Raw genomic sequence first — 26,267 nt, forward strand, 5'->3', positions numbered from 1 at the left:
CTTCACACTTTTCGGGATGCGCTCTAACCGGAGGAAACATTGAAAAAACTGGTTTTTGCTGCGCTTTTCAGCGCCACGGCTTCGTTCGCCCTGATGTCAGCTCAGGCAGCTCAGGCGAACGATAAATTCAAACTCATACTCGACTGGTATGTGAACCCGGATCATGGGCCGATCATCGTGGCCGACAAGCTCGGTTACTTCAAGGACGCGGGTCTTGATGTGGAAATCATCGCGCCCGCAGACGCCTCTGTGCCGCCCAAAATGGTTGCGGCTGGACAGGCTGATCTGGCAATTTCCTATCAGCAGCAGGTGCATCTCGATGTTCATGCCGATATTCCGCTGATCCGTGTCGGCACTCTGGTCGATTCTCCGCTCAACTGCCTGATGGTGCGTGACGATGGCTCGGTCAATTCGATTGCCGATCTCAAAGGCAAGAAGATCGGCTTCTCGGTCGCTGGTGTTGAAGAAACGGTACTTGGCACCATTCTCAAAAACCACGACATAAAGCTTTCAGATGTCGAACTTATCAATGTGAACTTCTCGCTCGCACCATCGCTGATGTCGAAACAGGTTGATGCGGTGATGGGTGCCTATCGCAATGTCGAGCTCAACCAGATGGCGGTTGAAGGGGTTGCGGGCAAATGCTTCTTCGTCGAGGAGGAGGGCGTGCCGGTCTATGACGAGCTGGTGTATGTCGCCAACTCAAACAAGCTGGATGCGAACGAAAAAGAACGGATTTCGCGCTTTCTGGCAGCCACCGAAAAAGCCGCGCAATATATCGTCAATCATCCAGAGCAAAGCTACGACCTGTTCGCGTCTTACAGTTCTGAACTCAAAGACGAGCTGAATCAGCGCGCCTGGAAAGACACGGTTGCCCGTTTCTCGCGCTCACCCGCAAGCCTCGATTATGGACGCTGGAGCCGTTACGAAACCTATCTCAAGGATAACGGTCTCGTGCCTTCGATCCTGCCTGTCGAGAAATTTGCAATCGACGTCAACGCAGGAAGTGACAAGTCATGAGTGAGACGCTTTATTCATCCGAATTATTCACCCGCCTGCGTGCCGCAACGCTTGATGACTGGACCCCCTACATCGATCATGAATTTGTGCGCGGACTGGGCGATGGCACGCTGCCGAAATCAGCGTTCCTGCATTATCTCAGGCAGGACTACGTCTATCTGCATCACTATGCCCGTGCCTTTGCGCTGGGTGTCGTGAAGGCCGGGAGCTTGCAGGAAACGCGACTTTGCGCCGAGATTATGCATGGGCTGGCGGTCACAGAACTGCCGCTGCATGTCGGAATCTGCGCACGCGAAGGCATAACCGAAGACGATCTTTACAACACAAAAGAAGAGCCGGAAAACCTCGCCTATACGCGCTACGTACTCGATTGCGGGCAGGCAGGCGATTTCCTCGACCTGCTGACCGCGCTTGTTCCCTGCGCGCATGGCTATGGCGAAATCGGGGTCAATCTGGCAGCCACCGCACATACCGGCACACCCTATCAAGAGTGGATCGACACCTATGCAGGCGCTGACTATCAGGAGATGTGCCACACGGTTGGAAAGCTTTTTGATCAGGCTGCAAAAGACCGCATCGGCACGGATTTCGAAAACAGCCCGCGCTGGCCAAAGCTCTGCCAGATTTTTGCAACCGCAAGCAGGCTCGAAGCGAACTTCTGGAGCATGGGTATTTCGGGGGGTCTTAAGGGAGCATGACGCGCATCGCTCCTCGCTCGCGCAAAAAACGCATCGCCGACGGGTTTCTGTCGGCGTTTGCTGTGCTGGCACTTTGGCAGGCTGTGGTGAGCATCTGGCAGATGCCGCGCTTCATCCTGCCCGGCCCGCTCGACGTCGTGCAATCACTCATCACCAATGCACAGTTGATCGCCGATAATGCAGTCGTGACATTTGGCGAGGTGCTGGGCGGGCTGTTTCTCGGCTCTGCCATTGGCGTTCTCACAGCCATAGGGCTGATGATGTCGCCGCTCGCACAACGGCTTGTCATGCCGGTGATGGTGTTCAGTCAGGCGATTCCGATATTTGCACTCGCTCCGATCTTAACACTCTGGCTCGGCTATGGACCGGCATCGAAAATTGCCGTTACCATTCTGATGATCTTCTTTCCGGTCGTCTCCACCTTTCTGGATGGAATGCAACGGACGGATCAGACGCTGATTAATGCCGCCGAAAACCTTGGCGCCAAGCCCATGCAAATTCTGTTTCGTGTACGCATTCCCGCAGCTTTCCCGTCGCTTGCTTCGGGGTTAAGTCTTGCTGCCGTCTATGCACCAATTGGGGCTGTAGTGGGCGAATGGGTCGGAGCATCAAAAGGTCTTGGTTATCTGATGCTGCTCGCCAATGGTCGCGCCAAGGTCGATCTGATGTTCGCAAGCCTGTTCGTGCTGGCCGCCTTCACCATGCTTTTACATGCAACCATCTCGCATTTTTCGCGCAAGCTCGCCGCATGGCCTAAAAAACTTTAAAGCGCAGAGCGCTTTAATTTTTTGCTTTACGCATGTCTTATTCCAAAACCGGTTCCCACTTTTGGGAGACATGTGTGGCCTGACATTTTTGCCACACTCAATAGATTGAAATAAAACTTCTGCATTTTGCCACTTGGCAAATAGATTTGCTCATTTATTGTGCAGCCATCTGAAACACTGGCAAGAGGTATGAGATGCGTGTCTATCCATTTCCGTCGGTGCCCGGTGTTAACGCGGGCGCATCCAAGCTTTAGGTCTTTGGCCCGTGTTGCAGGCTAAGGCCTGATCGCCCTCCCTAAAAGGGCATATTCCTAACAACTTCCAAATTTGCCGCAGCTCTCAGCAGCTGTTTGTTTTGTCTTCGTTTTCAAACATCGTTCGACGCAAAACCGCTTCGTGCTTTTAATGAAAATGATTTTAAAGGAACCAGAATCCGTCTTCGCGCGGCCTGGTATTATTCATATGACTCGGTTTCGTATCAATTTCCGGGGACCTGCTTTCCGCAATGTCCTCGGCTACACCTTCAGCCACTGGCGAAGTCAGCCTCTGCGGCTGACGCTGATTATTATCAGCATGCTGCTTGCAACGGCCGCAGACGTCCTCACACCACTCTATTCAGGGCGGCTGGTCGATGCGCTTTCGATCGGTCAGGATGGCGCATGGGATGCTGCCATTCACGCGCTGATTATCCTGCTTGCGCTGGGCGCACTGGCGCTGATTACGCGTCAGCTGACCTTCTATGTCATCACCGACTTCACGCTGAAGATCATGAGTGACATGGCAGCCAGTTCGTTTCGCAAGCTACAGCGGTTTTCGACCGACTGGCATGCAAATGCTTTTGCCGGATCGACCGTGCGTAAGGTTTCGCGCGGCATGTGGGCGCTTGACCTGCTCAATGACACGCTGCTGATTGCGTTATTGCCGTCTATCCTCATGCTTTTCGGCTCAGTAGCACTTCTCGCATGGTACTGGCCGATGATGGGCCTGCTGGTTGCAATCGGCTCGGTGCTTTTCATCGTCTGTACGATTGTGATTTCGCTGGGCTTTGTTGCGCCCGCTGCAACGCTTGCCAACAGCTGGGACACACGTATGGGCGGCGCTTTGGCCGATGCCATTTCGTGCAACGCTGTTGTCAAGGCATTCGGTGCGGAAGGTCGTGAAGATGGACGTCTTGCCAAGGTCGTCACCAAGTGGCGCTCGCGTACGCGCCGCACATGGCTGATCGGCACGCTGAACGGCTTCATTCAGGGTGTAAACCTGCTGGTGATGCGCGGCGTGGTCATTGCTTTTGCGCTCTACCTCTGGAGTCAGGGCAAGGCAACGGCGGGTGATATCACCTTCGTTCTGACGGCATTCTTCATGTTGCAGGGCTATCTGCGTGATGTGGGTATGCATATCCGCAACCTGCAGCGTTCGGTCAACGATATGGAGGAGCTGGTTCAGATTGAGGCCGAGCCTTACGGCATTGCCGACAGGCAAGGTGCGAAGGCGATCAAGATCGGAAATGGCGAGATCACGTTTGAGAACGTCACCTTCCATTATGGCAGTCACGACACGGCTCTCTATCGCGACTTCTCGGTCAGGATTGAAGCCGGTGAACGGGTTGGTCTGGTCGGTCATTCGGGTTCGGGCAAGACGACTTTCATCAAGCTCATCCAGCGTCTCTACGATGTGAGTGGCGGCGCCATCAAGATTGATGGACAGAACATTGCCGAAGTCACACAGGCTTCGCTCAGATCGCAGATTGCTATCGTGCAGCAGGAACCAATCCTGTTTCACCGGACGCTGGCCGAAAACATCGCCTATGCTCGCCCCGGTGCGACACAGGCAGAGATCGAACATGCAGCCATGCTTGCCAGTGCGCATGACTTCATCATGCGTCTGCCGAAGGGTTATGCAACGCTCGTTGGTGAACGCGGTGTGAAGCTTTCGGGTGGTGAACGTCAGCGTGTGGCGATTGCCCGGGCATTTCTGGCTGATGCACCAATTCTTATTCTTGACGAGGCAACATCGAGCCTTGATTCAGAATCGGAAGTGCTGATCCAGCAGGCGATGGAACGGCTGATGATCGGTCGTACAACGCTTGTCATCGCACACCGGCTTTCAACGGTTCGCGCGCTTGACCGCTTGCTGGTCTTCGACAAGGGCAAAATCCTTGAAGAAGGTGATCACGATGCGCTCATCCGCAAACCGGGCGGCATCTATCGCCGCATGTTTGAACGTCAGGCCTTGGAACTGACCAAAGGACTGGAAGACGTTCTTCCATCGTAAGAAATAAAACGGGGCCGGAAATACCGGCCCCGTTTTAAACTTATGTTTTTACGTATGTCTTTAACTCAAAACAGGGTTCCCGCTTTTGGGAGACATGCTTTATTCCGCCACCTTGCCCGAAGACACCTTGCCCGAAGACTGGCGGATAATCAGTTTATATTCGATATGGCGCGACGGCGATGTGTTGTTGGTATCAATCTGGTGGAGCAGCATATCCACGGCATCACGCGTCATTTCGCGGATTGGCTGACGCACCGTCGTAATCTGTGGCGACACCATGCTGGCAATCGCACTGTCATCGAAGCCAACAACCGTTAGTTCGGCCGGCACATCAATCTTGTAATCATAGGCAATCTGCAGAACAGCAGCCGCCATGTCGTCATTCGACGCAAAAATGGCAGTCGGCCTGTTTTGCAGCGATAGCAGTTTTCTGCCTGCAGCCAGACCGCTTGAAAAGCTGAAGCCGCCTTCAAATTCATAATCGGGATTGTGATCAATCCCCGCTTCATCAAGCATACGGCGATAGCCTGCCAGACGCTGCTGCGCCGAGCGGTGGGTCAGATCGCCGATCACAATCGCAATCCGGCGATGCCCCATATCGAGCAGATACTTCATCAGATCGAGCGTGGCCGCCTCATCATCAATGGCAACGCTGTCAGTCGGATGCACATTGAAATCACCCGCCACACGCGCAAAAGGCATGGCTGACGCAATCAGCTCCTGCAGAATCTCGGGATCATCCGACATGGGCGGTGTTACGATAATGCCATCAAGGCCGGAAGCATGGGCCGTTTCGATCAGCGATCCGCGAATATCCGCACGGTTCTCGACTGGAAATATCAGCAGTCGATAACGCGTGCCTCGCAGACGATCCAGCGCCCCAACCTGCAATTCCGTGACATAGCTGTGGCTTGGATTTTCAAAGAATAATCCGATGAGATGCGAGCGGCGCTCGACCAGATTGCGCGCCGCGGCATTGGGGCGATAGCGTAATTCAGCACCCGCCTCTTTCACCCGCTCACGGATCGTATCGCGGACATTCGGCTCGTCATTGTAAACGCGTGAAACTGTCTTGATCGACACGCCCGCCAGGCGCGCCACATCATGGATCGTCGCTCTCTTATTGGATGCGGCCATGGCCGTTATGCACTCTCTCCCCAGTGATATGCATAATTTACTAGCTGCTTTGCTCTAAAGCGCAAAGCTCTAAAGCGCGATGTGCTTTAGCTATTGTTCTTACGCTTATCTTTATCCCCAAAACCGGCATCCACTTTTGGGAAACATGCTTCAAATGGAACATATCTTGGAACGGGTGAGAAAGCGCTTCTCGCGGCCATTATCGAGCGAGAACATACCGCCGCGCCCCGGCACGACATCAATGATGAGTTCCGTGTGTTTCCAGGCCTCATACTGAGAACCGCTGATATAGAACGGTGCACCGCCGATTTCACCCAGCTTCACATCCGCATCAGAAAGCAGCAGATCTCCCTGCGGATAGCACATCGGCGATGAGCCATCACAGCAGCCGCCAGACTGGTGAAACATGATCGGGCCGTACTCGTCCTGCAATTCTGCGATCAGCTCCAGCGCTGCATCGGTAGCAGTAACCTGCTCTTGTTGAGCGACTTGCGGCATGGTTCCTCCTCCCATCGCAACAGCCGCCGCATCACTACGGCGGCTCTAATAATAGTATGGACCGATTACTGCGTCAGGTCCATCACGACACGGCCTTCGATCTGGCCTGCGCGCATTTCGTCAAAGATAGCATTGATATTGTCGATCTTGTCGGTGCGGATCGTTGCTTTAACTTTGCCGTCCGCTGCGAAATCAAGAGACTCCTGCAGATCAAGACGCGTGCCGACAATCGAACCGCGCACGGTCACGCCGTTCAGCACCATGTTGAAGATCGACAGCGGAAACTCGCCAGCCGGAAGACCGTTCAGCGCAATCGTCCCGCCGCGTGCTGCCATGCCGATCGCCTGTTCAAAGGCTTTCGGCGACACAGCCGTCACCAGCACGCCCTGCGCGCCACCGTCAGTTTCCTTCTTGATATAGGCTGCCGGATCATTATGCGTCTTGGCATTGACCGTGACTGTCGCACCAAGCTTGCGGGCGAGATCGAGTTTCTTGTCGTCAATATCGACGGCAGCAACATTCAGCCCCATGGCCTTGGCATATTGCACAGCCATATGACCGAGGCCGCCGATGCCGGAAATCACCACCCAGTCACCCGGTTTGGTGTCCGTGACCTTAAGTCCCTTATAGACCGTCACACCTGCGCAAAGGACGGGCGCAATTTCATTGAACTCGATGTTTTTTGGCAGGTGGCCAACGAAATTCGGATCAGCCACTACAAAATCGGCAAAGCCGCCATTCACCGAATAGCCGGTGTTCTGCTGCTCTTCGCAAAGCGTTTCCCAACCACCAAGGCAATGCACGCAATGACCGCAAGCCGTGTAGAGCCAAGGAATGCCAACGCGGTCGCCTTCTTTCACATGCTTGACGCCGCGACCGACTGCCGAAACGAAACCGACGCCTTCGTGACCCGGGATGAATGGAGGATTGGGTTTTACCGGCCAGTCGCCTTCGGCGGCGTGGAGATCGGTGTGACATACGCCAGAAGCCTGAATTGCTACCTGAATCTGGCCATCGCCGGGCACTGGGACAGGCACTTCGTCGATGGTCAGTGGTTTGCCGAATTCGCGAACCACGGCAGCCTTCATTGTTTTAGCCATTACGAAAACATCCTTCTGTTTTACGCGCATCTTACCCAAAAACCGCTTCGCACTTTTTGGGATGCGGCACTTTTCCTGCGCGCATCTTACCCAAAAAACCGCTTCGCACTTTTTGGGATGCGCTGTAATGGGCCGGATTGGCAGGCGCGAAGTCCTGCCGACCCGACCCTTTCCTGGGAGGAAACAGCGGGGGAACGACCTCTGATCGGAAGTGCGATGGAGGTCGTACTGTATCGATGAAACTGCAAGGAAAGCGGCAGTCCGAGGCTCGAAAGCCACGGACCACCCTGTTTTTTAGAAGAAGCCGAGCTTCTTCGGGCTGTAGCTCACCAGCATGTTCTTGGTCTGCTGGTAATGGTCGAGCATCTTGAGGTGGTTTTCACGACCGATACCCGACTGCTTATAGCCACCGAACGCCGCATGGGCCGGATAGGCGTGGTAGCAATTGGTCCAGACACGACCGGCCTGAATGGCGCGACCGAAGCGGTAGGCGCGCGTGCCGTCACGCGTCCACACACCGGCACCCAGACCATAAAGCGTGTCATTGGCAATCGAGAGCGCTTCGGCATCGTCCTTAAACGTCGTAACCGAAACAACAGGACCAAAGATTTCCTCCTGGAAAATCCGCATCTTGTTGGTGCCCTTGAACACTGTCGGCTTGACGTAATAGCCACCTGCCAGATCACCGGCCAGCTCATTGCGCCCACCGCCCGTCAGCACTTCCGCGCCTTCCTGCTTGCCGATATCGATATAGCTCAGAATTTTTTCGAGCTGCTCGCTGGATGCCTGCGCACCGATCATGGTTGCCGGATCAAGCGGATCGCCCTGAACGATAGCCTCAACGCGCTTCAATGCGCGTTCCATGAACTTGTCGTAGATCTTTTCATGGACCAGTGCACGGCTCGGGCAGGTACAGACTTCGCCCTGATTAAGCGCAAACATGACGAAGCCTTCGATAGCCTTGTCGAAGAAATCGTCATCTTCGGCCGTCACATCGGAGAAGAAGATATTTGGCGACTTGCCGCCCAGTTCCAGCGTGACTGGAATAAGGTTCTGGCTGGCATATTGCATAATGAGACGACCCGTCGTCGTTTCACCGGTAAAGGCGATCTTGGCAATGCGCGGGCTCGATGCCAGCGGCTTGCCTGCTTCAAGACCAAAGCCATTGACCACGTTGATGACGCCTGCTGGCAAAAGATCGCCAATCACTTCCATCAGAACAAGAATGGAAGCAGGTGTCTGTTCTGCAGGCTTCAGCACCACGCAGTTACCAGCGGCAAGTGCTGGTGCCAGCTTCCACACAGCCATCAGCAGCGGGAAGTTCCAAGGGATGATCTGGCCAACAACGCCAAGTGGCTCGTGGAAGTGATAGGCAACCGTGTCGTGATCGATTTCGGAAATGCCACCTTCCTGTGCGCGGATTGCACCCGCAAAGTAGCGGAAATGGTCGATTGCCAGCGGCAGGTCGGCATGAGTTGTTTCGCGGATTGGCTTGCCATTGTCCCATGTTTCAGCAGCAGCAAGCTTTGGCAGGTTTTCTTCAATGCGGTCTGCGATCTTGTTGAGGATCACAGCGCGTTCTGCCGGGCTGGTTTTGCCCCATGCTTCTTTCGCTGCATGGGCTGCATCAAGTGCTGCATCGACATCAGCCGCATCGGAACGCGCGACTTCGCAAAGCACCTGACCATTGACCGGCGATGTGTTGTCGAAATAGCGGCCAGACTTAGGTTCAACCCATTTGCCGCCAATGAAATTGCCATAACGTTTGGCAAACTCCGGCTTTACGGAGCGATGAAATTCAACTTTGTTCATGACATTCCTCCCAAAGACAACGCCGCTCCTACGGCGTTTCAAACATAATTTGGCGCGGCTCTTGGGAGGAGTCATCCAGCGCTTTATAGTATGCAGTATCAATGTGTCTCAATAATGAGACAGTTTGCAAAACCGAATTCAGATTTTATCGCGCCACCCAGTTTAAGCCCGCTTGCAGCGCGTGTCTTTTCCCAAAAATTAGCCCCTAATTCGGGAGATATATTTAATTAGGCCGGATGATCTTGAGGCGGTTGAGCTTGCGGTGGAGCGTGGCCCGGCTGATGCCCAGCAGCTTGGCAGCGGACGAAACATTGCCGTCCACGCGCGCAATGGCGCGCAGAATAACGCCTCTCTCGGACTCCGCCATATCCTCGCGCGGATCAGCGTTCCAGCCGAGAAGATCAGCCGCAGGCAAGGCTGTCAGAAGTGCTTCATCAGTCAGATCGAGCGAAAGGCGTGCGGCACGCGTGGCACCGATCACAAGGTCGTCCTTGTCGACAGCAATCAGCGCTCCGCCGGTACGGTCGGCACTTGGTGCCAATACGATACGCGCATCAGGAAATGCCTGCCGGAAATTCTCAGCCTCAATGCGGCGCGCGGCATCAATCACCGCGACCGAAATCAGCTGTACAAAGGCCTCGGTCAGATCGCTGCGGCAAGACGAGACATCGAGTGCCGCCATCAAGCGGCCCTGATGGTCATGAATGGGCGCGACTGTGCAGGAAAGCCCAATATTGCGTGTATGAAAATGCTGGTCGCGATGGATGGTCAGCGCACGTTGCTCGGCAATGCAGGTGCCGATGCCATTGGTGCCTTCAACCGCTTCGCTCCATACGGCACCCGTCCACAGACCCCAATCGTAAAACGTGTCGTCATCACCTGCTGCCCCCCGACGCTCGACTGGTACGCCTTCGCTGTCGGCCAAAAGCACGCAACAACCAACACCCCCAACCGCCATATAGAGGCGATCCATGCTGGCTTGTGCAATGCTAATCACCCGTTCCATACGCTGGCGTGCGGTTCGCAGTTCATGATCAGAGAGCGTTTGAACGGAGCCTGTTTCTGCGGGATCAAGTCCATAAAGACGCGCAGAACGGCGCCATGAAGCAACCAGCGCTGAGCGGGCGGCTCCTCCCGTCTCAATCTCGGAATGGATACGTTCTGCGTGTATCCGGTCTTGCGGCGCACCCATGTTTTCCTCCCAGAAAGGCTGGAAACGGCCCACTGGAAAGATAATGACTTTTTATCGGACCGGTTGCAAGCGAGCCGTTACGCGACTTTGGCAGGTTGGACGAAAGTCTCAAGCGAAGAGACTTCAATCGCATTCATGCGCAGGCCGAGCTTGGTGCGGCGCCAGAGAATATCTTCTGCCGTATGTGCCCATTCATGCTCCATAAGATAGCGCACTTCCACCTCATAAAGATCGCTGCCCAAATGTCGTCCAAGCTCTTCCAAACATTTGGATTTACCCAGCAAAATGCGTGCGCGTGTTCCATAGAGCTTGAACAGGCGACGGGCATGGAGGTGTGGCAAGAACGGATAATCAGCTTTCAGCTTTTCCAGTTCCCGGTCAAAAGCCGTTGCCTCAAAATCACCACCTGGCAGAGACGCGGCATGGGTCCAAGGAGCACCTTTCTTGCCAAGATGATGCTCGATCTTCTCAAGCATATGCTCGGCCAGCCTGCGCGCGGTGGTCAGCTTACCACCAAACACATTGATGAGCGGTGCAGCTCCCTGCGGCGCATCTTCTTTAAGCACATAATCGCGGGTTGCTTCCTGCGCCTTGCTTGCACCGTCATCATAAAGCGGACGCACGCCGGAATAGGTCCAGACAATATCTTCAATCCGCACCGGCTCGCGGAAATATTCGCTTGCCGCAGCGCAGAGATAATCGGTTTCCTTGTCGCTGATCGCAACCTTGGCGGGATCACCCTTATAATCCTGGTCGGTGGTGCCAATCAGCGTAAAATCATCTTCGTAAGGAATAGCGAAGATGATGCGCCCGTCATTGTTCTGGAAGAAATAGGAGCGCGGATCGGAGAACTTTTTGCGCACCACGATATGGCTGCCTTGCACCAGACGCACATTATGTAGCTGACGATCGCCTTCGACACCTTCCAGCACCTTATCAGCCCATGGGCCGGCTGCATTGACCAGGAGACGCGAGCGAAACTCTTCGCGCAGACCTGTATCGACGTTTTCGAGCGTTACCGTCCATGCTTCATGGTCACGGCGGGCAGAGATAACCTTGGTGCGGGTGCGGATCATCGCGCCACGATCAGCAGCATCGCGCGCCGTCAGCGCAGTAAAGCGCGCATCGTCCACCCAGCAATCCGAATACTCGAAAGCCTTTGTAAAAAGTGGCTTGAGCGGTGCGCTCGAGGGATCGGTACGCATATCAAGCGTGCGCGTGGCTGGCAGTTTCTTGCGGCCACCGAGGTGGTCATAAAGGAACAAGCCAAGACGCAGCAGCCAGGCAGGGCGCACGCCACCTTTGTGAAAGGGAAGCACAAAGCGCATCGGATGAATCAGATGCGGGGCATTGGCCCAAAGTACCTCGCGTTCCATCAGCGCTTCGCGCACCAGACGAAATTCGTAATGCTCCAGATAACGCAATCCGCCATGTATAAGCTTGGTGGCACGCGACGAGGTGCCGCTTGCCAGATCGTTCATCTCGGCAAGACCGACCGAAAAGCCACGGCCAACCGCGTCTCTTGCAATGCCGCATCCATTGATGCCGCCACCGATTACGAAAATATCAAAAATTTTATGCTGCGCCATGGCTAAACCTGAAGACCTCTCCAACCACCAAAGCGAATATAAATCATTTCATACGAAAGTGAAACGAAAATGAAACGAAACTATGATTCTTTCTTTTCGTTCGGTTCGTCCTCAGCCGTCTCAATCAGTTCGACCTCGTTTTCGCGGCATAATTCACGCAATTGCTGCGATGGGCAGCGGTCGGTAATAAAGGTATGAACCTGCGAGATATGGCCAAGGCGGACAGGAGCGGTCCGTTCAAGTTTGGTTGAGTCGGTAACGAGAATGACGTGGCGCGCATTGGCGATGATCGCCTGTGCCACTTTCACTTCGCGGAAATCGAAATCGAGCAGCGCACCATCCTCATCCATCGCCGATGCGCCGATGATTGCGTAATCGACCTTGAACTGCCGGATGAAATCGACGGCAGCTTCACCCACGATACCGCCATCGGATGCGCGTACCACACCGCCAGCGATGACGACCTCGATTTCCGGATAGACACGTAAGGTATTGGCGACATTGATGTTGTTGGTGATGACCATGAGGTTGTTATGGTCGATAAGGGCATGACTGACGGCCTCAGTTGTCGTGCCTATATTGATGAACAGCGATGCACCGTCAGGGATCATTTCAGCCGCGGCCCGACCGATTAGTTCCTTTTCATGCGCAGCAATGCGGCGGCGCGCCTCATATTCCATGTTTTCGACACCGGACGGATAGAGCGCCCCGCCATGAATACGGCGCAACAGACGCGCCTTGCAAAGATCGTTGAGATCCTTGCGCACAGTCTGCGGCGTTACATCGAACGCGCTCGCAAGATCATCGACGAGAACCTGCCCCTGTCGGCGGGCGATATCCAGAATTGCGTTGTGACGAGGGGTAAGCTGCATTTTGTTCCCGGCAATGGAATTATTCTAACAACAATTTCGTAATTTCGCTGTTTTGCAAGAGAAAGCAACCGCTTGATGACAAAACAGCCAGAAGCACTGATCCAATGTAGCAATTTTCATCATAGTTTCCGGATTGCGCGCTGCACCATCTCACATTTAACGCCCGAGAGTGTTCAACTTGAGCAAGATGCCATAAACTTTGGTTTAGAAGCAAAACTAAGGAAATGGTTTCAAAGATCGAAATATACAAACGATAACAATATAGATTATCAACAACAAAAACCTTACACATTGTACGTAAAACGTCATGCAATATTTATATTTCAAGAATCTTATTTTTCAATAATATAGAAATAATCCTTTTTGCACGCAAAATGGCAATAACAAAATAAATGATAATGGCGCCCTTATCATAATCAAAGCATGTGAAATGAAATAAAAGTCGAAGGGGTTGGCTATGTCTAAACTGGGTATCCTTTGCTTATCTGGCGCATTTATCCTCTTCGGAGGGGGTGCGTTCGCTCAAACTGTGAATGTGGACAACAATACAAACTCGTCATCGCAGGCCGGTGCTACCGCCATCGCCGTTGGAGGCGGCTCCGACTCGCCAAGTAAGATTAAAACGACGGTACCTGCCTTTGCGCCGGGACTTGTTGCAGCGGGTGTACATTCCTGCGCAGGCTCAACAAGTGCCGGCGTCGGCGCAACAGGCTGGGGCCTGGGCTTTGGCACAACATATGAAATGCGTGAATGCAACCGGCGGGCCTATGCGGCAGCACTTCTCGGAATGGGGCAAAATGCTGCCGCCCTGGACCTGATCTGCCTCAACAAGGAAGTCAGAGCATCCCTGAATGCGACGGGCGTTTACTGTCCATCACAGGGCGCTGCAGCCCGTTCGGCATCGGTACAACGGCAAACACGGCAGGCACCGCTTTTGGCGTCTGTTTCCAACGAAGAGCCAGCGGCAATCCCCGCAAGCTCAACCGGAACGACGGCATCACCACCAATTGCCAGCCGCAAGCGTACTTACTCGGCAAAGGCACTTGGCTTGAGTTCCGATCAACTGCGCGCCAAAGGATGCGTTCTGCGTACAACAGAAGGCAATAGCCGGGCCTGGCATTGTCCGGGACCGATTATGTAGATCTGGAGCGACTTAAAGCATCGGTTTGAAGCTCTTTTGAACCGATGCTCATTCACGAACCAATGATTGCTCCACGCGAACACACATCGCCGATACAGCCTTTTACTCATATGCAATGACCCGTCACCGAATGGGTAGCGGGGTATATCGTCGGGATATGCCTGGCAGAAGGGGTTTGACCCGATTTTGTCAGAACAGGAGGAGTTCATCGTGAAGAAAATCATCATCGCATCTATTGCACTTCTCGCGGCTGGCGCCTTGCCTGCTGCAGCACAAACGGTCAACTGGAATGGTAGTTTTGGGGGCGCCAGTGGCGCAGGTTCTGCCGTAACTGGCGGCTTCGCGTTTGGTGCAGGTTCGACTGCCGCAGGACAGGCTGCAACAACAGGCTGGGCGGAAGGAAAAGGCACAGTCGTCGGGCTTGGCGGCAAGATGGGCCATTACGGCGCAAGCGCCGGTATTGGTTCGGGCTATTTCACTTCCGGCTCCGGCGGTCAGACTGCGGCCATGGCGCAGTCGGGAACCGGGTTTCTCGGTGGCAGCTCAGCGGGCACCGCCTTTGGCACCACCTCTGGTGGGTCGTCCGGCAGCATTAGCCTTCGCCCCTGAATGGAGTTGGATCACATATCTGTTGAGCGAAAACCATCGTTCCAAAGGCTCGACAGACTATTCAACCAACTCAGATGACAGCAGCGGAAGACCGTTACGCCGCGTCCTTCCGCTCAGAAAAGAATGAGAGTCCCCTCAAAGGATACCCGCTCTCATTCTGTAGGGGCAGGTGAAAATCTGCCCCTACCCTTTCTTCTGAATATGCCGCCGGCTGTGCATTTTATGCGCCCTGAAAACTATGAAGCGCCGGCTGATCATGTCAGTCCGACGCTTCATAGATCCCAAAAATCACATATTTGCATGCTGATTACGTTATTCTCCGCTGAACTTATTGCCGTACATCTTGTGAAGCTTACAGGCGACTTCGGTGCGATTTGCTGCACCTATCTTTCTCATAATATTATGAACATGGGCTTTGACTGTGCCTTCGCTCATGCCAAGTTCAAAAGCGATGATCTTGTTCGACTTCCCCACCCGAATCGCATGAACCACTTCGATCTCGCGCATGGTCAACAGTTCGCCCAGTACATCGTCGCTCATGTCCTCCGAAGGAGGTTTCATCAGCATGGACGCTGGCACATACATCCCACCCGCAAGTGCCAAATGAATGGCTTCAACGCAGATCTTGATATCGACTGATGTTGGAATATAGCCACGCGCACCGATCTCCATCGCGCGCAAAACCTGCGACCACTCCTCCCGCTCTGCCAGCAATACCAACGGGATCGGAGCCCAGGCCTTGATTGCCGCTTCCACTTCATCCGAGAAGAAGGGATCTGCCAAACGTTTGGAACCGATATGCATGAGCACAACAATAGCGCCATTCAGCGGCATGTTTCTATCGACTGACGCGAAGCTTACAACGGGCAGTTTAAGCCCATTCATCATGAGCCCGTTAAAGATACACTCTCGCTCCAGATTGCTTTTACAGACAAGCATAAGATGAGGCTCATCCTGTAAAGGCAATCCGGCTGCATATTCTCCGCCCTGCATCCGTTCATTTGCCACAATGGCAGATCCATCGCTCACACCGCTAGGTGATGCCCATGAGTACCGTTCTCTCATTTCCAACATTGCTTAGTATCCCCTGTTACTCAGGTTTGTATTCAACACAAAACACTAGTCATGCCAAAAACTGCGCTAGTTTATTAGGAATTTTATTGCTAATCCCGATGAACACTGGTCTAAATATTGCTATCATCAAATAAACGTGTCATTAACTTATGTTAGCACTTTATAAAAAAATGTACTCGCCATAAGAACGACTTCGGGAACAGAAGGTTATAGAGTCTATAACTTTCGTTGGGCATAGGCAGCGAATGCATAGTGGTAATCAGAACACCACCGCCCTGATGATCGACGGCCTGGTTAGTTTATTGGAATCCCCTCCAATTCTGGCCAAATTAAACGCGCAGGAAAAACAGTCCCTACAATCTCTCGTTCTTTCCGAGAGTAGCTATCCCGCCGATGCAGTGATTATTGAGCAGGGAGCCAGCATCAGGAGTATCCACCTGGTTCGTTCGGGATGGGGCTGTGTTTATCGAGACCTGTCGAGCGGGGAACGTCAAATTATAGACTTTCCGATGCGGTGCGATTTCGTGGGACTGAGAACCGGCGACGGTTACAGCTACAACACGATCAAATCGATTACCCCGATGTCGCTTTATGAAATACCACTGTCATCTCTCGAAGAAACAATCTGGCAAATCCCGCGCCTGAGCATGATTTTCATTGAGCTGCTTTCACGACAACGCTCCATGCTCATTGAACATCTGACAAATATTGGCTGCCGAAGTGCTTTTGTCCGTACTGCACATCTTTTGCTGGAGCTGTCTGACCGCGTTAAATCATGCGGAATGGGTGATGCAGACTCGTTTTATTGCCCACTGACCCAGTATCAGCTTGCAGACGCACTGGGCCTGACGCCAATTCACCTTAATCGGATGATGCGTGAGCTTCGAGAGGAAGGTCTGGTGATGTTTCGATCTTACAAGGTCGAAATTCTCGACAGGCAACGGCTGGTCGAAATTGCAGAATATGACGGCCAATTCATGCGAATGTCCGTCTTCGAAAAATCCATTTAAGCAATCATTTTAAGGGAGAAAATGGTCGGAGCGAGAGGATTCGAACCTCCGACCCCCTGATCCCAAATCAGGTGCGCTACCAGGCTGCGCTACGCTCCGTGACCATCAAAACCGAGACTCTGTGGTCCGGCTGTGAGCGGCTTATAGCGCCGCTGTTTTCAAGCCGCAAGGGGATCAAGCGGCTTTTTTTAAGCTATTTTGTAAGATCGTGTGTTTAGCTGGCTTATCTATGCGAAAGCGTCCCTATTTCACGCAAAAACAGGCGCTTCCCCAGCACCGAACGCAACGAAATCCGGGTTGGCAAAGCCTTTCACAGTTCCGTCAGAACGTGCGCCATAGATCATTGGCTTGCCGTCGAAAGTCGTCGTCATGCCACCGGCTGCACGCAGAACTGCGTCACCTGCTGCCGTATCCCACTCCATTGTCGGGCCAAAGCGTGGGTAGAGATCCGCCTCCCCACGTGCGATCATGCAAAATTTGAGCGATGAACCTACAGACACGCATTTGCCACTATGATTGAGTTTCAGGAACTCCTCGGTTTCAGATGTCAGATGGGACCGACTGCACACCACAACCTTTTCAGGTGGTGCAATGCGAGCGGCAATCGGGCGCCTGCTTATAATCTGATGGTCGGCAGATGTTGCTACTTCCTGTGCACCCTCACGGCTCCCCACATAAAGCAGGTTGCGCACAGGCGCATAGACAAGGCCCAGCACCGGCACTCCATCCTCAATAAGTGCGATATTCACCGTGAAATCGCCATTACGCAGCAGAAACTCGCGCGTACCATCAAGCGGATCGATCAGAAAGAATTTCCAGCCCAGATGTGCAGGCAGACGGCCTGCGGCCGCTTCTTCCTCGGCCACCACCGGAATATCCGGTGCAACCGATGCAAGAGCAGAAAGGATAATCGCTTCTGCCGCCTGATCCGCTTCCGTTACCGGCGATTGATCCTTCTTGGAATGGACCGCACAACCATCCGTGTAATGTTTGATAATGACGCGACCAGCCTCAAGGGCTGCATCCTCGAGAAGGCTCAGCAAAGCTTTGCCGTTCGGATCGGCTTTAGGGAAGGCTGCTGTTGTCATTTCTCAAATCGACCAGGAATCACTGCCATAGCTGCCGATAATACCGCGCTCGGCCAGATACTTTTCCACTTCCGCGACGAGTTCGTCAATGTCGCGACCTGCGGTGTTGAGATGCAGCTCCGGCGAAAGCGGTGCTTCATAGGGTGAGTCTATGCCTGTGAAAGCCTTAATCTCACCACGTAGAGCCTGCGCATAAAGCCCCTTTGGATCACGCGCCATGCATTCCTCAATCGGCGTATCGACGAAGATTTCGATGAATTCACCCTCCGGCAAACGCGACCGCACGCGATCGCGTTCGGAACGGAACGGCGAAATGAACGAGACCAGCGCAATCAGCCCGGCATCGGCCATAAGACCCGCTACCTCGCCAACGCGACGGATATTCTCGGCACGGTCTTCATCCGAGAAACCAAGATCACTGTTAAGGCCATGACGGACATTATCGCCATCCAGCAGATAGGTGTGCTTGCCAAGCGCATGAAGCCGCTGTTCAAGCCGATTGGCGATGGTGGATTTCCCCGAGGCGGACAGGCCCGTGAACCAAAGCACAGCCGGCTTCTGGAATTTCTGCGCAGCCCGCGCCTGTTTGTCGAGATCGAAAGCCTGCAAGTGCACATTCGTTGCCTGACGCAGTGCCTGATCGATCATGCCAGCACCCACCGTTGCATTGGTGAGCCGATCAATCAGCACGAAAGCACCCGTCACGCGATTGTCCGAATAGGGATCGAAAACGATCTGGTCCGCTGTCTGAAGATGGCAGAGACCAACTTCATTGAGGTCGAGCCGTGTCGCTTCTTCCCGCGCAAAAGTATTGACGTCAGTGCGATATTTAATCTCGCTGATCGTCACCGGCGTCTGGTCGGTTTCGGTGCGCAGCAGATAGGAGCGCCCCGGCTGCAAGGCATCTTCACCAAACCATACAATATTGGCGCTGAACCGATCCGCCACTTCCGGGCGCGCCTCTGCACCCACCAGCATGTTGCCACGAGAGACCTCGATCTCGTCTTCGAGAACCAGCGTCACCGCCTGCCCCTCGGTTGCGCGGGCCAGGTCGCCATCATAGGTAGCGATGCGCTTAACTTTCGATTGTTTGCCCGACTTTGCGACCACGACCGTATCGCCTTCAGCAATCGACCCTGAGGCAACCGTGCCTGCAAAACCACGGAAATCGAGGTTTGGACGGTTCACATATTGTACCGGGAAGCGGAACGGTTTGCCGATACTATCCGCTTCAAGACGCACTGTTTCCAAATGTTCCAGCAGATAGGGGCCTTCATACCAGCCGATGCGCGATGAGGGGCTACTGACATTATCGCCAAAGCGGGCCGACAGCGGGATTGCTTGAATGCTGGCAAAGCCCAAATCTTTGGCGAAGCTCATATAATCAGCAACAATACGATCAAAAGCATCTTTTGAGAAATCAACCAGATCGATCTTGTTGACGGCCACGACAATGTGCCGGATGCCCAACAGCGAAGCGATGAAGCTATGGCGGCGGGTCTGTGTCAGCACGCCCTGCCGCGCGTCGATCAGCACCACCGCAAGATCGGCCGTCGAAGCACCTGTCGCCATGTTGCGCGTATATTGCGCATGGCCCGGCGTGTCGGCCACGATGAACTTGCGGCGTGGGGTTGAGAAGAAGCGATAGGCCACATCGATAGTAATGCCCTGCTCGCGTTCGGCTTCTAGACCATCGACCAGCAACGCGAAGTCAAAATCGTCATCCGTGGTTCCGAATTTGCGGCTGTCGTTCTTCAGCGTCGCCAGCTGATCCTCAAAGATCAGCTTTGTGTCATAGAGAAGTCGCCCGATCAGCGTGGACTTGCCATCATCGACCGAACCGCAGGTGAGAAAGCGGAGCAGCGTCTTGCGTTCCTGATCGGCGAGAAAATCGCTGACGGCTGCACTTGTTACAGAGGGCTTCAATACGGCGTTCATCAGAAATAGCCCTCACGCTTCTTCTTTTCCATCGAGCCCGCTTCATCACGGTCAATGGCACGGCCCTGCCGCTCGGAGGTGCGGGCGATCAGCATTTCTTCGACAATATCGGAGAGATTTGTGGCGCTTGACTCAATGGCACCCGTCAGCGGGTAGCAGCCCAGTGTGCGGAAGCGCACCAGTCGTTCCTCCACCTTTTCACCGGGACGCAACGTCATGCGGTCATCATCGAGTTTGATCAACATGCCGTCGCGCTCCACCACCGGACGAGGAGCGGCAAAATAGAGTGGCACAATCGGGATATTTTCCTGCAGGATATACTGCCAGATATCGAGTTCGGTCCAGTTGGAAAGCGGGAAGACACGGATCGATTCACCGGCTGCAACGCGTGTATTATAGACCTTCCACATTTCCGGGCGCTGGTTCTTCGGGTCCCAGCCGTGCTGAGCATTGCGGAATGAAAAAATGCGTTCCTTGGCGCGGGATTTTTCCTCGTCGCGACGCGCACCGCCAAAGGCGGCATCAAACTTGTATTTATCAAGCGCCTGCCGGAGACCGACGGTCTTCATAACATGGGTATGGACGTTTGAGCCATGCGTGAATGGACCAACCCCATCGCGCACGCCGTCTTCATTAATGTGAACCAGCAGCTCAAAGCCCTTTTCGCGGGCCTGCGCATCGCGAAACTCGATCATCTCGCGGAACTTCCAGGTCGTATCGACATGCAGGAACGGAAATGGCGGAGGAGCCGGATAAAACGCCTTCATCGCCAGATGCAGCATGACAGAGGAATCTTTACCCACCGAATACAGCATAACCGGGTTGGAGAAGGTCGCGGCAACTTCGCGGAAAATATGAATTGCTTCTGCTTCCAGACGCTGAAGATGCGTCAGGTTCTTGTTCAGGGATGCATGATGCACGTCGATATCTCCGGGAGGCCAGCTCAACTGGCTAAATCGCTGGTTTGCTATGACGCGCATTGTCATGAAAGGCAGGGCAAAAGGAAAAGTATGCTATCGCGTATTGCGAAACGCTTGAGCGAAAACTTGCCTGTTTTAAGCCAGATGGAGGAAGAAACTTGCGCCAAATCGAAAAGCCCGACTTTCGCCCAAGTTACGGAAAATACTACTAAAATTGTGGTATTAAGCTAAATTTGCAGGGGTAAAACTTTTGTCTAACAAGAGCTGGAGCATCCTTCGAGACATACCGTCGAAGAAATGATCGGCGCTAAAGAAGGCCGAAAGTACGCGCCTTGGCGACGGCCTGCACCTTGTTGACCGCAACGAGTTTGGTGAGGACGTTGCTGATATGGAAATTCACCGTCCGGGTCGAGATATTGAGAATTGTGCCAATGATCTCGGCAGTCTTGCCTTCGCTGGTCCAGCGCAGGATTTCGCGTTCACGCGCTGTGAGATTAACCTCTGCCACACAATTGATGCTCGGAACATCAAGATGCTCGTACATAGCAAGATGCAGAAGGTTGGTCACAATCTGCAACTGCCGACGCAGCATCGAAACTTCGCCATCTGACAAAGCTGGTTTATCGCGAAGGAATGTGAGTACGCCAAAGACACCCTGCGCGGCCCAGCACGGCTGAGAAATACCTGCCCTCAAGCCAAAGCCTTGTGCGTCCGCCCATATTTGCGGAGCATCGGCAAACTGTCGTGCCGACCAAACGAGCGGATCTATGCTGTTCATCCCGCGCTTAAGGATTGGGTCGATTTCGGCATATTTTTTTGCGGCATAATGCTCCCGCCAGCCTTCCGGCAATGTTTCAAAACGCAACCACCGCGCGACACTGTTCAATGAGGGCACACACATAACGTAGGAAACATACTGAAACCCGATTGCTTCCGCATAAGAACAAACGTGTTCAAATGAATTATCTGCGTTGTCGGATATTTGTATTCGTTCGTATAAATCTTCCCATTTCATTGCATAAATCCCAACATTGTTCCTATGAAGCAATATTTACTCTGAAAACCGCAGCAATCAGGCACACTCCGGCATCAGTACATTGCCAGAAAAACAAATATAAACTTTGAAGGATTCTATGGCGCCGGAATCCGGGAATTCAAATCATCGACCACCAAACCGTGAGCCACCTGTATTACATAACACATGATTCCAGGGGCATCCACCGATAATGATTTCAGGATAATCCGGCCTTTTTACAAAACACATACTTATTCATATTGAATATAATTTTAGTAAATTAAGTATAAAAGCCCCGCAATGCGAGGCTTTTATATGAGCGTAATTTAGCAACTATTTATGCAGCAGCTTCAACCGGCTCCGGTGCCTGACCGGGAATGTAGTTGAGGATCGGCCCAAGCCAGCGCTCGACCTCCTCAACGCTCATGCCCTTGCGGTTCGCGTAATCTTCGACCTGATCACGCTCGACCTTGGCAACGCCGAAATAATAGCTTTCCGGATGGCCGATATAAAGGCCAGACACGGACGAACCCGGCCACATGGAATAGCTTTCCGTCAATTCGACGCCGGTTTGCGCTGTAGCATCCAGTAGTTCGAACAAGGTCTTCTTTTCGGTGTGGTCAGGCTGCGCCGGATAACCCGGTGCCGGACGGATACCTGCATAACGCTCGTGGATCAGATCGTCATTCGTAAGCTCCTCGCCCGGCGCATAGCCCCAGAACTCGTTGCGAACGCGCTGATGCATCAGTTCGGCAAAGGCTTCTGCGAAGCGGTCAGCCAGTGCCTTCACGAGAATGGACGAGTAATCGTCATTGGCCCGCTCGAAACGTTCGGCAATTGCCACTTCCTCGATACCCGCCGTGACGACGAAGCCACCGACATAGTCCTGCTTGCCGCTATCGGCTGGCGCAACAAAATCGGACATAGCGACATTCGGACGACCATCACGCTTGGACAATTGCTGACGCAGCGTGAAGAAAGTTGCGAGTTCTTCCTTGCGGCTTTCATCGGTGAAGAGACGAATATCGTCGCCCACCGTATTGGCAGGCCAGAAGCCGATTATGCCACGCGGCGCAAACCACTTCTCATCGATGATCTTTGTGAGCATAGCCTGCGCATCCGCCCAAAGCTGACGCGCTGCCTCACCCTGCTTTTCATCTTCAAGAATAGCCGGGTAACGGCCCTTCATCTCCCATGTCTGGAAGAATGGCGTCCAGTCGATATAGCGCGCAATCTCTGCGAGATCGTAGTTCTCGAATGTTTTGGTGCCAAGGAATGTCGGCTTTGGTGGTATGTAGGCGTCCCAGTCCAGCTTGTGGGCATTTTCACGCGCACGAGCCAATGGCAGACGCTTCTTTTCTGCCTCATTGCGGGCGTGAGCCGCCGCAACCTTGGCATATTCCTCACGGATGCCATCAACATAAGCGCCCTTGTTTTCAGGCGACAACAGATTGGAAACAACACCCACCGCACGGCTGGCATCGATCACGTAGACCGCCTGTCCCTGCTCATAACGCGGATGGATTTTCACCGCAGTATGCACACGGCTGGTCGTAGCGCCACCGATCAGCAGCGGCACGTTGAAGCCTTCACGCTCCATTTCAGCAGCCACATGCACCATCTCATCGAGCGATGGTGTGATGAGGCCGGAGAGGCCGATAACATCGACATTTTCAGCGCGTGCCGTATCGAGAATTTTCTGCGTCGGCACCATCACGCCAAGATCGATGATCTCGTAATTGTTACAGGCGAGAACCACGCCGACAATGTTTTTGCCGATGTCGTGAACGTCGCCCTTCACAGTGGCCATCAGTACCTTACCGGCACTCTGGCGACCTTCACCGCCGTTCTGGCGCTTTTCTTCTTCCATGTAGGGCAGAAGCACAGCAACAGCCTGCTTCATCACGCGGGCGGACTTGACCACCTGCGGCAAGAACATTTTACCTGAGCCGAACAGATCACCCACCACATTCATACCAGCCATCAGCGGGCCTTCGATGACATGCAGCGGACGCGCAGCCGCCTGACGCGCTTCTTCGGTATCTGCTTCGATATATTCAGTAATGCCGTTGACCAGCGCATGAGCAAGCCGCTTTTCAACCGGCCATTCGCGCCAGCTCAGATCCTGCGCCTTGGCTTCCTTGGTGCCGCTGTCACGGAAACGTTCTGCAATTTCGAGCAGCCGTTCGGTCGCATCATCGCGACGGTTCAGCACCACATCTTCGCAGGCTTCACGCAGTTCTGGATCAATCGTGTCATAGACCGCCAGCTGGCCGGCATTGACGATACCCATATCCATGCCAACCTGAATGGCATGATAAAGGAAGACAGCGTGCATCGCTTCGCGCACCGGCTCATTACCGCGGAACGAGAAGGACAGGTTTGATACCCCGCCCGAAATATGGACGTGCGGCAGTGTTTCGGTGATCTTGCGCGTGGCTTCGATGAAATCGACACCGTAATTATTATGCTCGTCAATGCCGGTCGCGACCGCAAAGACATTCGGATCGAAGATGATGTCTTCCGGCGGGAAGCCAACCTGCTCGGTCAGAATCTTGTAAGCGCGGGTACAGATTTCGACCTTGCGCTCTTCCGTGTCGGCCTGTCCCGTTTCGTCAAATGCCATGATGACAACTGCAGCACCATAGGCACGCACCAGACGCGCATGATGCAGGAAGGCTTCTTCGCCTTCTTTGAGCGAAATCGAGTTGACGATCGGCTTGCCCTGAACGCATTTCAGGCCAGCTTCGATCACGTCCCACTTGGAGCTGTCGATCATTACCGGAACGCGCGCGATATCCGGCTCTGCCGCGATCAGGTTGAGATATTCAACCATGATCTTCTGGCTGTCGATCAGACCTTCATCCATGTTGATGTCGATGATCTGTGCGCCGTTTTCCACCTGATCACGCGCCACATCAAGCGCTGTCGAATAATCGCCAGCCTTAATGAGCTTACGGAAACGGGCGGAGCCGGTAACGTTCGTCCGTTCGCCGACATTGACGAAAGGAATATCCTTGGTCAGCGTGAATGGCTCAAGGCCCGACAGACGCATCAGCGGCGGCACCTTGACCGGCTTGCGCGGTGGATGCTTGGCGACAGCAGCGGCTATTGCACGGATATGCTCCGGCGTCGAACCACAGCAACCGCCCACCACATTGACGAGGCCTTCGCGTGCAAAGTCCTCGATTTGGGCTGCCATAGCTTCCGGGCTTTCGTCATACTGGCCGAACTCGTTTGGCAGGCCAGCATTCGGATAGGCGCAGACAAATGTATCGGCAATGCCAGCGATTTCCGCGAGATGTTCGCGCATTGCATTGGCACCGAGCGCGCAATTGAGCCCGATGGTGAAAGGCTTGGCATGGCGCAGCGAATACCAGAACGCCGTTGGCGTCTGACCAGAAAGCGTGCGGCCCGAAAGATCGGTGATCGTGCCGGAAATCATCACCGGCAGATGCACGCCCTTCTCAATGAACACTTCTTCAGCCGCAAAGACAGCTGCCTTGGCGTTCAGCGTATCGAAGATCGTCTCAATGAGAATAATGTCGGAGCCACCATCGATCAGCCCGCGGATCTGGTCGGCATAGGCAATGCGCAGATCGTCAAATGTGACGGCACGATAACCGGGATTGTTGACATCCGGCGACAGCGAAGCGGTACGGTTTGTTGGCCCCAACGCACCTGCAACAAAGCGGCGGCGACCATCTTTCTGTTGCGCACGGATTGCTGCGCGACGGGCTAGGCGCGCGCCATCACGGTTCAGCTCATAGACGGCATCTTCCATACCGTAATCGGCCTGCGCGATGGTCGTCGATGAGAATGTGTTGGTTTCGAGAATGTCGGCCCCGGCCATAGCATAGGCATAATGAATTTCTTCAATCGCCTTTGGCTGGGTTAGTGTGAGAAGATCGTTGTTGCCCTGAAGCTGGCAATCGCAGGAACCGAAACGCTCACCGCGAAAATGCTCTTCGTGAAAGCCCAGGCCCTGGATCTGCGTACCCATGGCCCCGTCGAGAATCAGAATGCGCTCACTTGCGGCTTTGGTCAGTGCTGCAAGCACTTCCGAACCGTCCGGCTTTGCTGCCGTTGAACCAAAAAGATTATCGAGGGAAGACGTCATAGGGGATTACCGCCTGTATTATAGAGCATTCCCAGTTTATTTTGGGTCGTTGGAAAGCTCTATCTATTTGTTCAACGCACATCTTGTTCCGAAAACCGTTTCACACTTCTCGGGATGCACTCCAATACGCTTCATCGCTACAGCACCGCCCGAAATCCGCAAAGGATTTTCTGAAAATGCGATGCGCAGATTGCCTTATTGAGCGCACGTTTGATCGCTCTTAGCGAACGCGTAGCGCACAAGATCCGCTTAATGACATAAACATATCTTTATGTCAATTCTGATAGAGTAATTTCGATCGCTGTTCGCGCCTTCACCCAACTGTTGCCAGCGCGAAGAAAAAGTGAGTTTTCCCAGCCACCTACCCGCCACAATGCGGGATCAAAATCGCCTTAG

The 26,267-nt window shown here is 53.8% G+C and carries 20 protein-coding genes and 1 tRNA gene; 7 read left to right on the forward strand and 14 right to left on the reverse strand.

Features of this window, described 5'->3' with window-relative positions; genetic code table 11:
* The first annotated feature begins 39 nt into the window (after window positions 1-39).
* From RT142_RS03500 to RT142_RS03515, 4 genes are all read left to right on the forward strand, one after another.
* Window positions 40-1,020, forward strand: coding sequence for an ABC transporter substrate-binding protein (locus tag RT142_RS03500; RefSeq protein ID WP_313027393.1), 981 nt, complete (start codon window positions 40-42; stop codon window positions 1,018-1,020).
* Window positions 1,017-1,718, forward strand: a complete 702-nt coding sequence (gene tenA, locus RT142_RS03505) for a thiaminase II (protein ID WP_313027395.1) — start codon at window positions 1,017-1,019, stop codon at window positions 1,716-1,718. Before RT142_RS03500 ends, tenA begins: the two co-directional genes overlap by 4 nt.
* The gene (locus tag RT142_RS03510; RefSeq protein ID WP_313027397.1) at window positions 1,715-2,485 is read left to right on the forward strand and encodes an ABC transporter permease; all 771 of its coding nucleotides are present in this window, start codon (window positions 1,715-1,717) and stop codon (window positions 2,483-2,485) included. The genes tenA and RT142_RS03510 overlap by 4 nt, the downstream gene beginning before the upstream one ends.
* A gap of 462 nt (window positions 2,486-2,947) precedes the next feature.
* On the forward strand, window positions 2,948-4,756 hold the full coding sequence (locus RT142_RS03515) for an ABC transporter ATP-binding protein (RefSeq protein WP_207441593.1): 1,809 nt from the start codon (window positions 2,948-2,950) through the stop codon (window positions 4,754-4,756).
* A gap of 99 nt (window positions 4,757-4,855) precedes the next feature.
* On the opposite strand, the gene RT142_RS03520 is transcribed toward RT142_RS03515, so the two are convergent.
* The 7 genes from RT142_RS03520 to RT142_RS03550 form a co-directional block, all read right to left on the reverse strand.
* Window positions 4,856-5,893 carry a LacI family DNA-binding transcriptional regulator gene (locus RT142_RS03520; RefSeq protein ID WP_112804636.1) on the reverse strand — a complete coding sequence of 346 codons (1,038 nt, stop codon included), beginning with the start codon at window positions 5,891-5,893 and terminating at the stop codon, window positions 4,856-4,858.
* A 150-nt stretch (window positions 5,894-6,043) separates the two neighbouring features.
* The gene (locus RT142_RS03525; RefSeq protein WP_007873367.1) at window positions 6,044-6,391 is read right to left on the reverse strand and encodes a DUF779 domain-containing protein; all 348 of its coding nucleotides are present in this window, start codon (window positions 6,389-6,391) and stop codon (window positions 6,044-6,046) included.
* A 65-nt stretch (window positions 6,392-6,456) separates the two neighbouring features.
* On the reverse strand, window positions 6,457-7,491 hold the full coding sequence (gene adhP / locus RT142_RS03530) for an alcohol dehydrogenase AdhP (RefSeq protein WP_313027401.1): 1,035 nt from the start codon (window positions 7,489-7,491) through the stop codon (window positions 6,457-6,459).
* Window positions 7,492-7,785: 294 nt separating this feature from the next.
* On the reverse strand, window positions 7,786-9,303 hold the full coding sequence (gene adh, locus RT142_RS03535) for an aldehyde dehydrogenase (protein ID WP_064320092.1): 1,518 nt from the start codon (window positions 9,301-9,303) through the stop codon (window positions 7,786-7,788).
* A 223-nt stretch (window positions 9,304-9,526) separates the two neighbouring features.
* Window positions 9,527-10,495, reverse strand: a complete 969-nt coding sequence (locus RT142_RS03540; RefSeq protein WP_112804635.1) for a GAF domain-containing protein — start codon at window positions 10,493-10,495, stop codon at window positions 9,527-9,529.
* A gap of 77 nt (window positions 10,496-10,572) precedes the next feature.
* Window positions 10,573-12,084, reverse strand: coding sequence for a glycerol-3-phosphate dehydrogenase (gene glpD / locus RT142_RS03545; protein WP_112804634.1), 1,512 nt, complete (start codon window positions 12,082-12,084; stop codon window positions 10,573-10,575).
* 80 nt (window positions 12,085-12,164) lie between these two features.
* The gene (locus tag RT142_RS03550) at window positions 12,165-12,956 is read right to left on the reverse strand and encodes a DeoR/GlpR family DNA-binding transcription regulator (RefSeq protein ID WP_007873360.1); all 792 of its coding nucleotides are present in this window, start codon (window positions 12,954-12,956) and stop codon (window positions 12,165-12,167) included.
* A gap of 457 nt (window positions 12,957-13,413) precedes the next feature.
* Between RT142_RS03550 and RT142_RS03555 the strand changes: the two genes are divergently transcribed.
* Complete coding sequence (locus tag RT142_RS03555; RefSeq protein ID WP_146112669.1) at window positions 13,414-14,097, forward strand: hypothetical protein; 684 nt, start codon at window positions 13,414-13,416, stop codon at window positions 14,095-14,097.
* Between the two features lie 210 nt (window positions 14,098-14,307).
* Complete coding sequence (locus RT142_RS03560; protein ID WP_113158855.1) at window positions 14,308-14,706, forward strand: hypothetical protein; 399 nt, start codon at window positions 14,308-14,310, stop codon at window positions 14,704-14,706.
* Between the two features lie 312 nt (window positions 14,707-15,018).
* Here the strand turns inward: RT142_RS03560 and RT142_RS03565 are convergent, their stop codons facing one another.
* Window positions 15,019-15,780, reverse strand: coding sequence for a helix-turn-helix transcriptional regulator (locus tag RT142_RS03565; RefSeq protein ID WP_079211432.1), 762 nt, complete (start codon window positions 15,778-15,780; stop codon window positions 15,019-15,021).
* 245 nt (window positions 15,781-16,025) lie between these two features.
* On the opposite strand from RT142_RS03565, the gene RT142_RS03570 reads away from it, so the two are divergent.
* Entirely contained in the window at window positions 16,026-16,790 is a 765-nt protein-coding gene (locus RT142_RS03570) for a Crp/Fnr family transcriptional regulator (protein ID WP_039859451.1), read from the forward strand.
* A gap of 22 nt (window positions 16,791-16,812) precedes the next feature.
* Here the strand turns inward: RT142_RS03570 and RT142_RS03575 are convergent.
* From RT142_RS03575 to metH, 6 genes are all read right to left on the reverse strand, one after another.
* A tRNA-Pro gene (locus RT142_RS03575) sits at window positions 16,813-16,889 on the reverse strand.
* A gap of 149 nt (window positions 16,890-17,038) precedes the next feature.
* A complete protein-coding gene (gene cysQ / locus RT142_RS03580; RefSeq protein ID WP_313027409.1) occupies window positions 17,039-17,878 on the reverse strand; it encodes a 3'(2'),5'-bisphosphate nucleotidase CysQ in 840 nt (279 codons plus the stop codon).
* 3 nt (window positions 17,879-17,881) lie between these two features.
* Window positions 17,882-19,816, reverse strand: a complete 1,935-nt coding sequence (gene cysN, locus RT142_RS03585) for a sulfate adenylyltransferase subunit CysN (RefSeq protein WP_313027411.1) — start codon at window positions 19,814-19,816, stop codon at window positions 17,882-17,884.
* Window positions 19,816-20,736, reverse strand: a complete 921-nt coding sequence (gene cysD / locus RT142_RS03590) for a sulfate adenylyltransferase subunit CysD (RefSeq protein WP_105518093.1) — start codon at window positions 20,734-20,736, stop codon at window positions 19,816-19,818. Before cysD ends, cysN begins: the two co-directional genes overlap by 1 nt.
* A 307-nt stretch (window positions 20,737-21,043) precedes the next feature.
* Window positions 21,044-21,751, reverse strand: coding sequence for a LuxR family transcriptional regulator (locus RT142_RS03595; protein WP_313027412.1), 708 nt, complete (start codon window positions 21,749-21,751; stop codon window positions 21,044-21,046).
* A gap of 337 nt (window positions 21,752-22,088) precedes the next feature.
* Window positions 22,089-25,871, reverse strand: a complete 3,783-nt coding sequence (gene metH / locus RT142_RS03600; RefSeq protein WP_313027414.1) for a methionine synthase — start codon at window positions 25,869-25,871, stop codon at window positions 22,089-22,091.
* Window positions 25,872-26,267: the final 396 nt, after the last annotated feature.

The sequence above is a fragment of the Brucella sp. genome, assembly GCF_032066345.1.
In the GTDB taxonomy this organism is placed as follows: domain Bacteria; phylum Pseudomonadota; class Alphaproteobacteria; order Rhizobiales; family Rhizobiaceae; genus Brucella; species Brucella pseudogrignonensis.

What these genes read in the sequence shown, in the direction of transcription:
- RT142_RS03540 (WP_112804635.1), bottom strand. Translation starts at nt 10,495, where the DNA reads ATGGGTGCGCCGCAAGACCGGATACACGCAGAACGTATCCATTCCGAG.
- RT142_RS03555 (WP_146112669.1), top strand. Translation starts at nt 13,414, where the DNA reads ATGTCTAAACTGGGTATCCTTTGCTTATCTGGCGCATTTATCCTCTTC.
- glpD (WP_112804634.1), bottom strand. Translation starts at nt 12,084, where the DNA reads ATGGCGCAGCATAAAATTTTTGATATTTTCGTAATCGGTGGCGGCATC.
- adh (WP_064320092.1), bottom strand. Translation starts at nt 9,303, where the DNA reads ATGAACAAAGTTGAATTTCATCGCTCCGTAAAGCCGGAGTTTGCCAAA.
- RT142_RS03595 (WP_313027412.1), bottom strand. Translation starts at nt 21,751, where the DNA reads ATGAAATGGGAAGATTTATACGAACGAATACAAATATCCGACAACGCA.
- RT142_RS03570 (WP_039859451.1), top strand. Translation starts at nt 16,026, where the DNA reads ATGCATAGTGGTAATCAGAACACCACCGCCCTGATGATCGACGGCCTG.
- RT142_RS03525 (WP_007873367.1), bottom strand. Translation starts at nt 6,391, where the DNA reads ATGCCGCAAGTCGCTCAACAAGAGCAGGTTACTGCTACCGATGCAGCG.
- adhP (WP_313027401.1), bottom strand. Translation starts at nt 7,491, where the DNA reads ATGGCTAAAACAATGAAGGCTGCCGTGGTTCGCGAATTCGGCAAACCA.
- RT142_RS03510 (WP_313027397.1), top strand. Translation starts at nt 1,715, where the DNA reads ATGACGCGCATCGCTCCTCGCTCGCGCAAAAAACGCATCGCCGACGGG.
- RT142_RS03550 (WP_007873360.1), bottom strand. Translation starts at nt 12,956, where the DNA reads ATGCAGCTTACCCCTCGTCACAACGCAATTCTGGATATCGCCCGCCGA.
- RT142_RS03515 (WP_207441593.1), top strand. Translation starts at nt 2,948, where the DNA reads ATGACTCGGTTTCGTATCAATTTCCGGGGACCTGCTTTCCGCAATGTC.
- tenA (WP_313027395.1), top strand. Translation starts at nt 1,017, where the DNA reads ATGAGTGAGACGCTTTATTCATCCGAATTATTCACCCGCCTGCGTGCC.
- cysQ (WP_313027409.1), bottom strand. Translation starts at nt 17,878, where the DNA reads ATGACAACAGCAGCCTTCCCTAAAGCCGATCCGAACGGCAAAGCTTTG.
- RT142_RS03520 (WP_112804636.1), bottom strand. Translation starts at nt 5,893, where the DNA reads ATGGCCGCATCCAATAAGAGAGCGACGATCCATGATGTGGCGCGCCTG.
- cysN (WP_313027411.1), bottom strand. Translation starts at nt 19,816, where the DNA reads ATGAACGCCGTATTGAAGCCCTCTGTAACAAGTGCAGCCGTCAGCGAT.
- metH (WP_313027414.1), bottom strand. Translation starts at nt 25,871, where the DNA reads ATGACGTCTTCCCTCGATAATCTTTTTGGTTCAACGGCAGCAAAGCCG.
- RT142_RS03565 (WP_079211432.1), bottom strand. Translation starts at nt 15,780, where the DNA reads ATGTTGGAAATGAGAGAACGGTACTCATGGGCATCACCTAGCGGTGTG.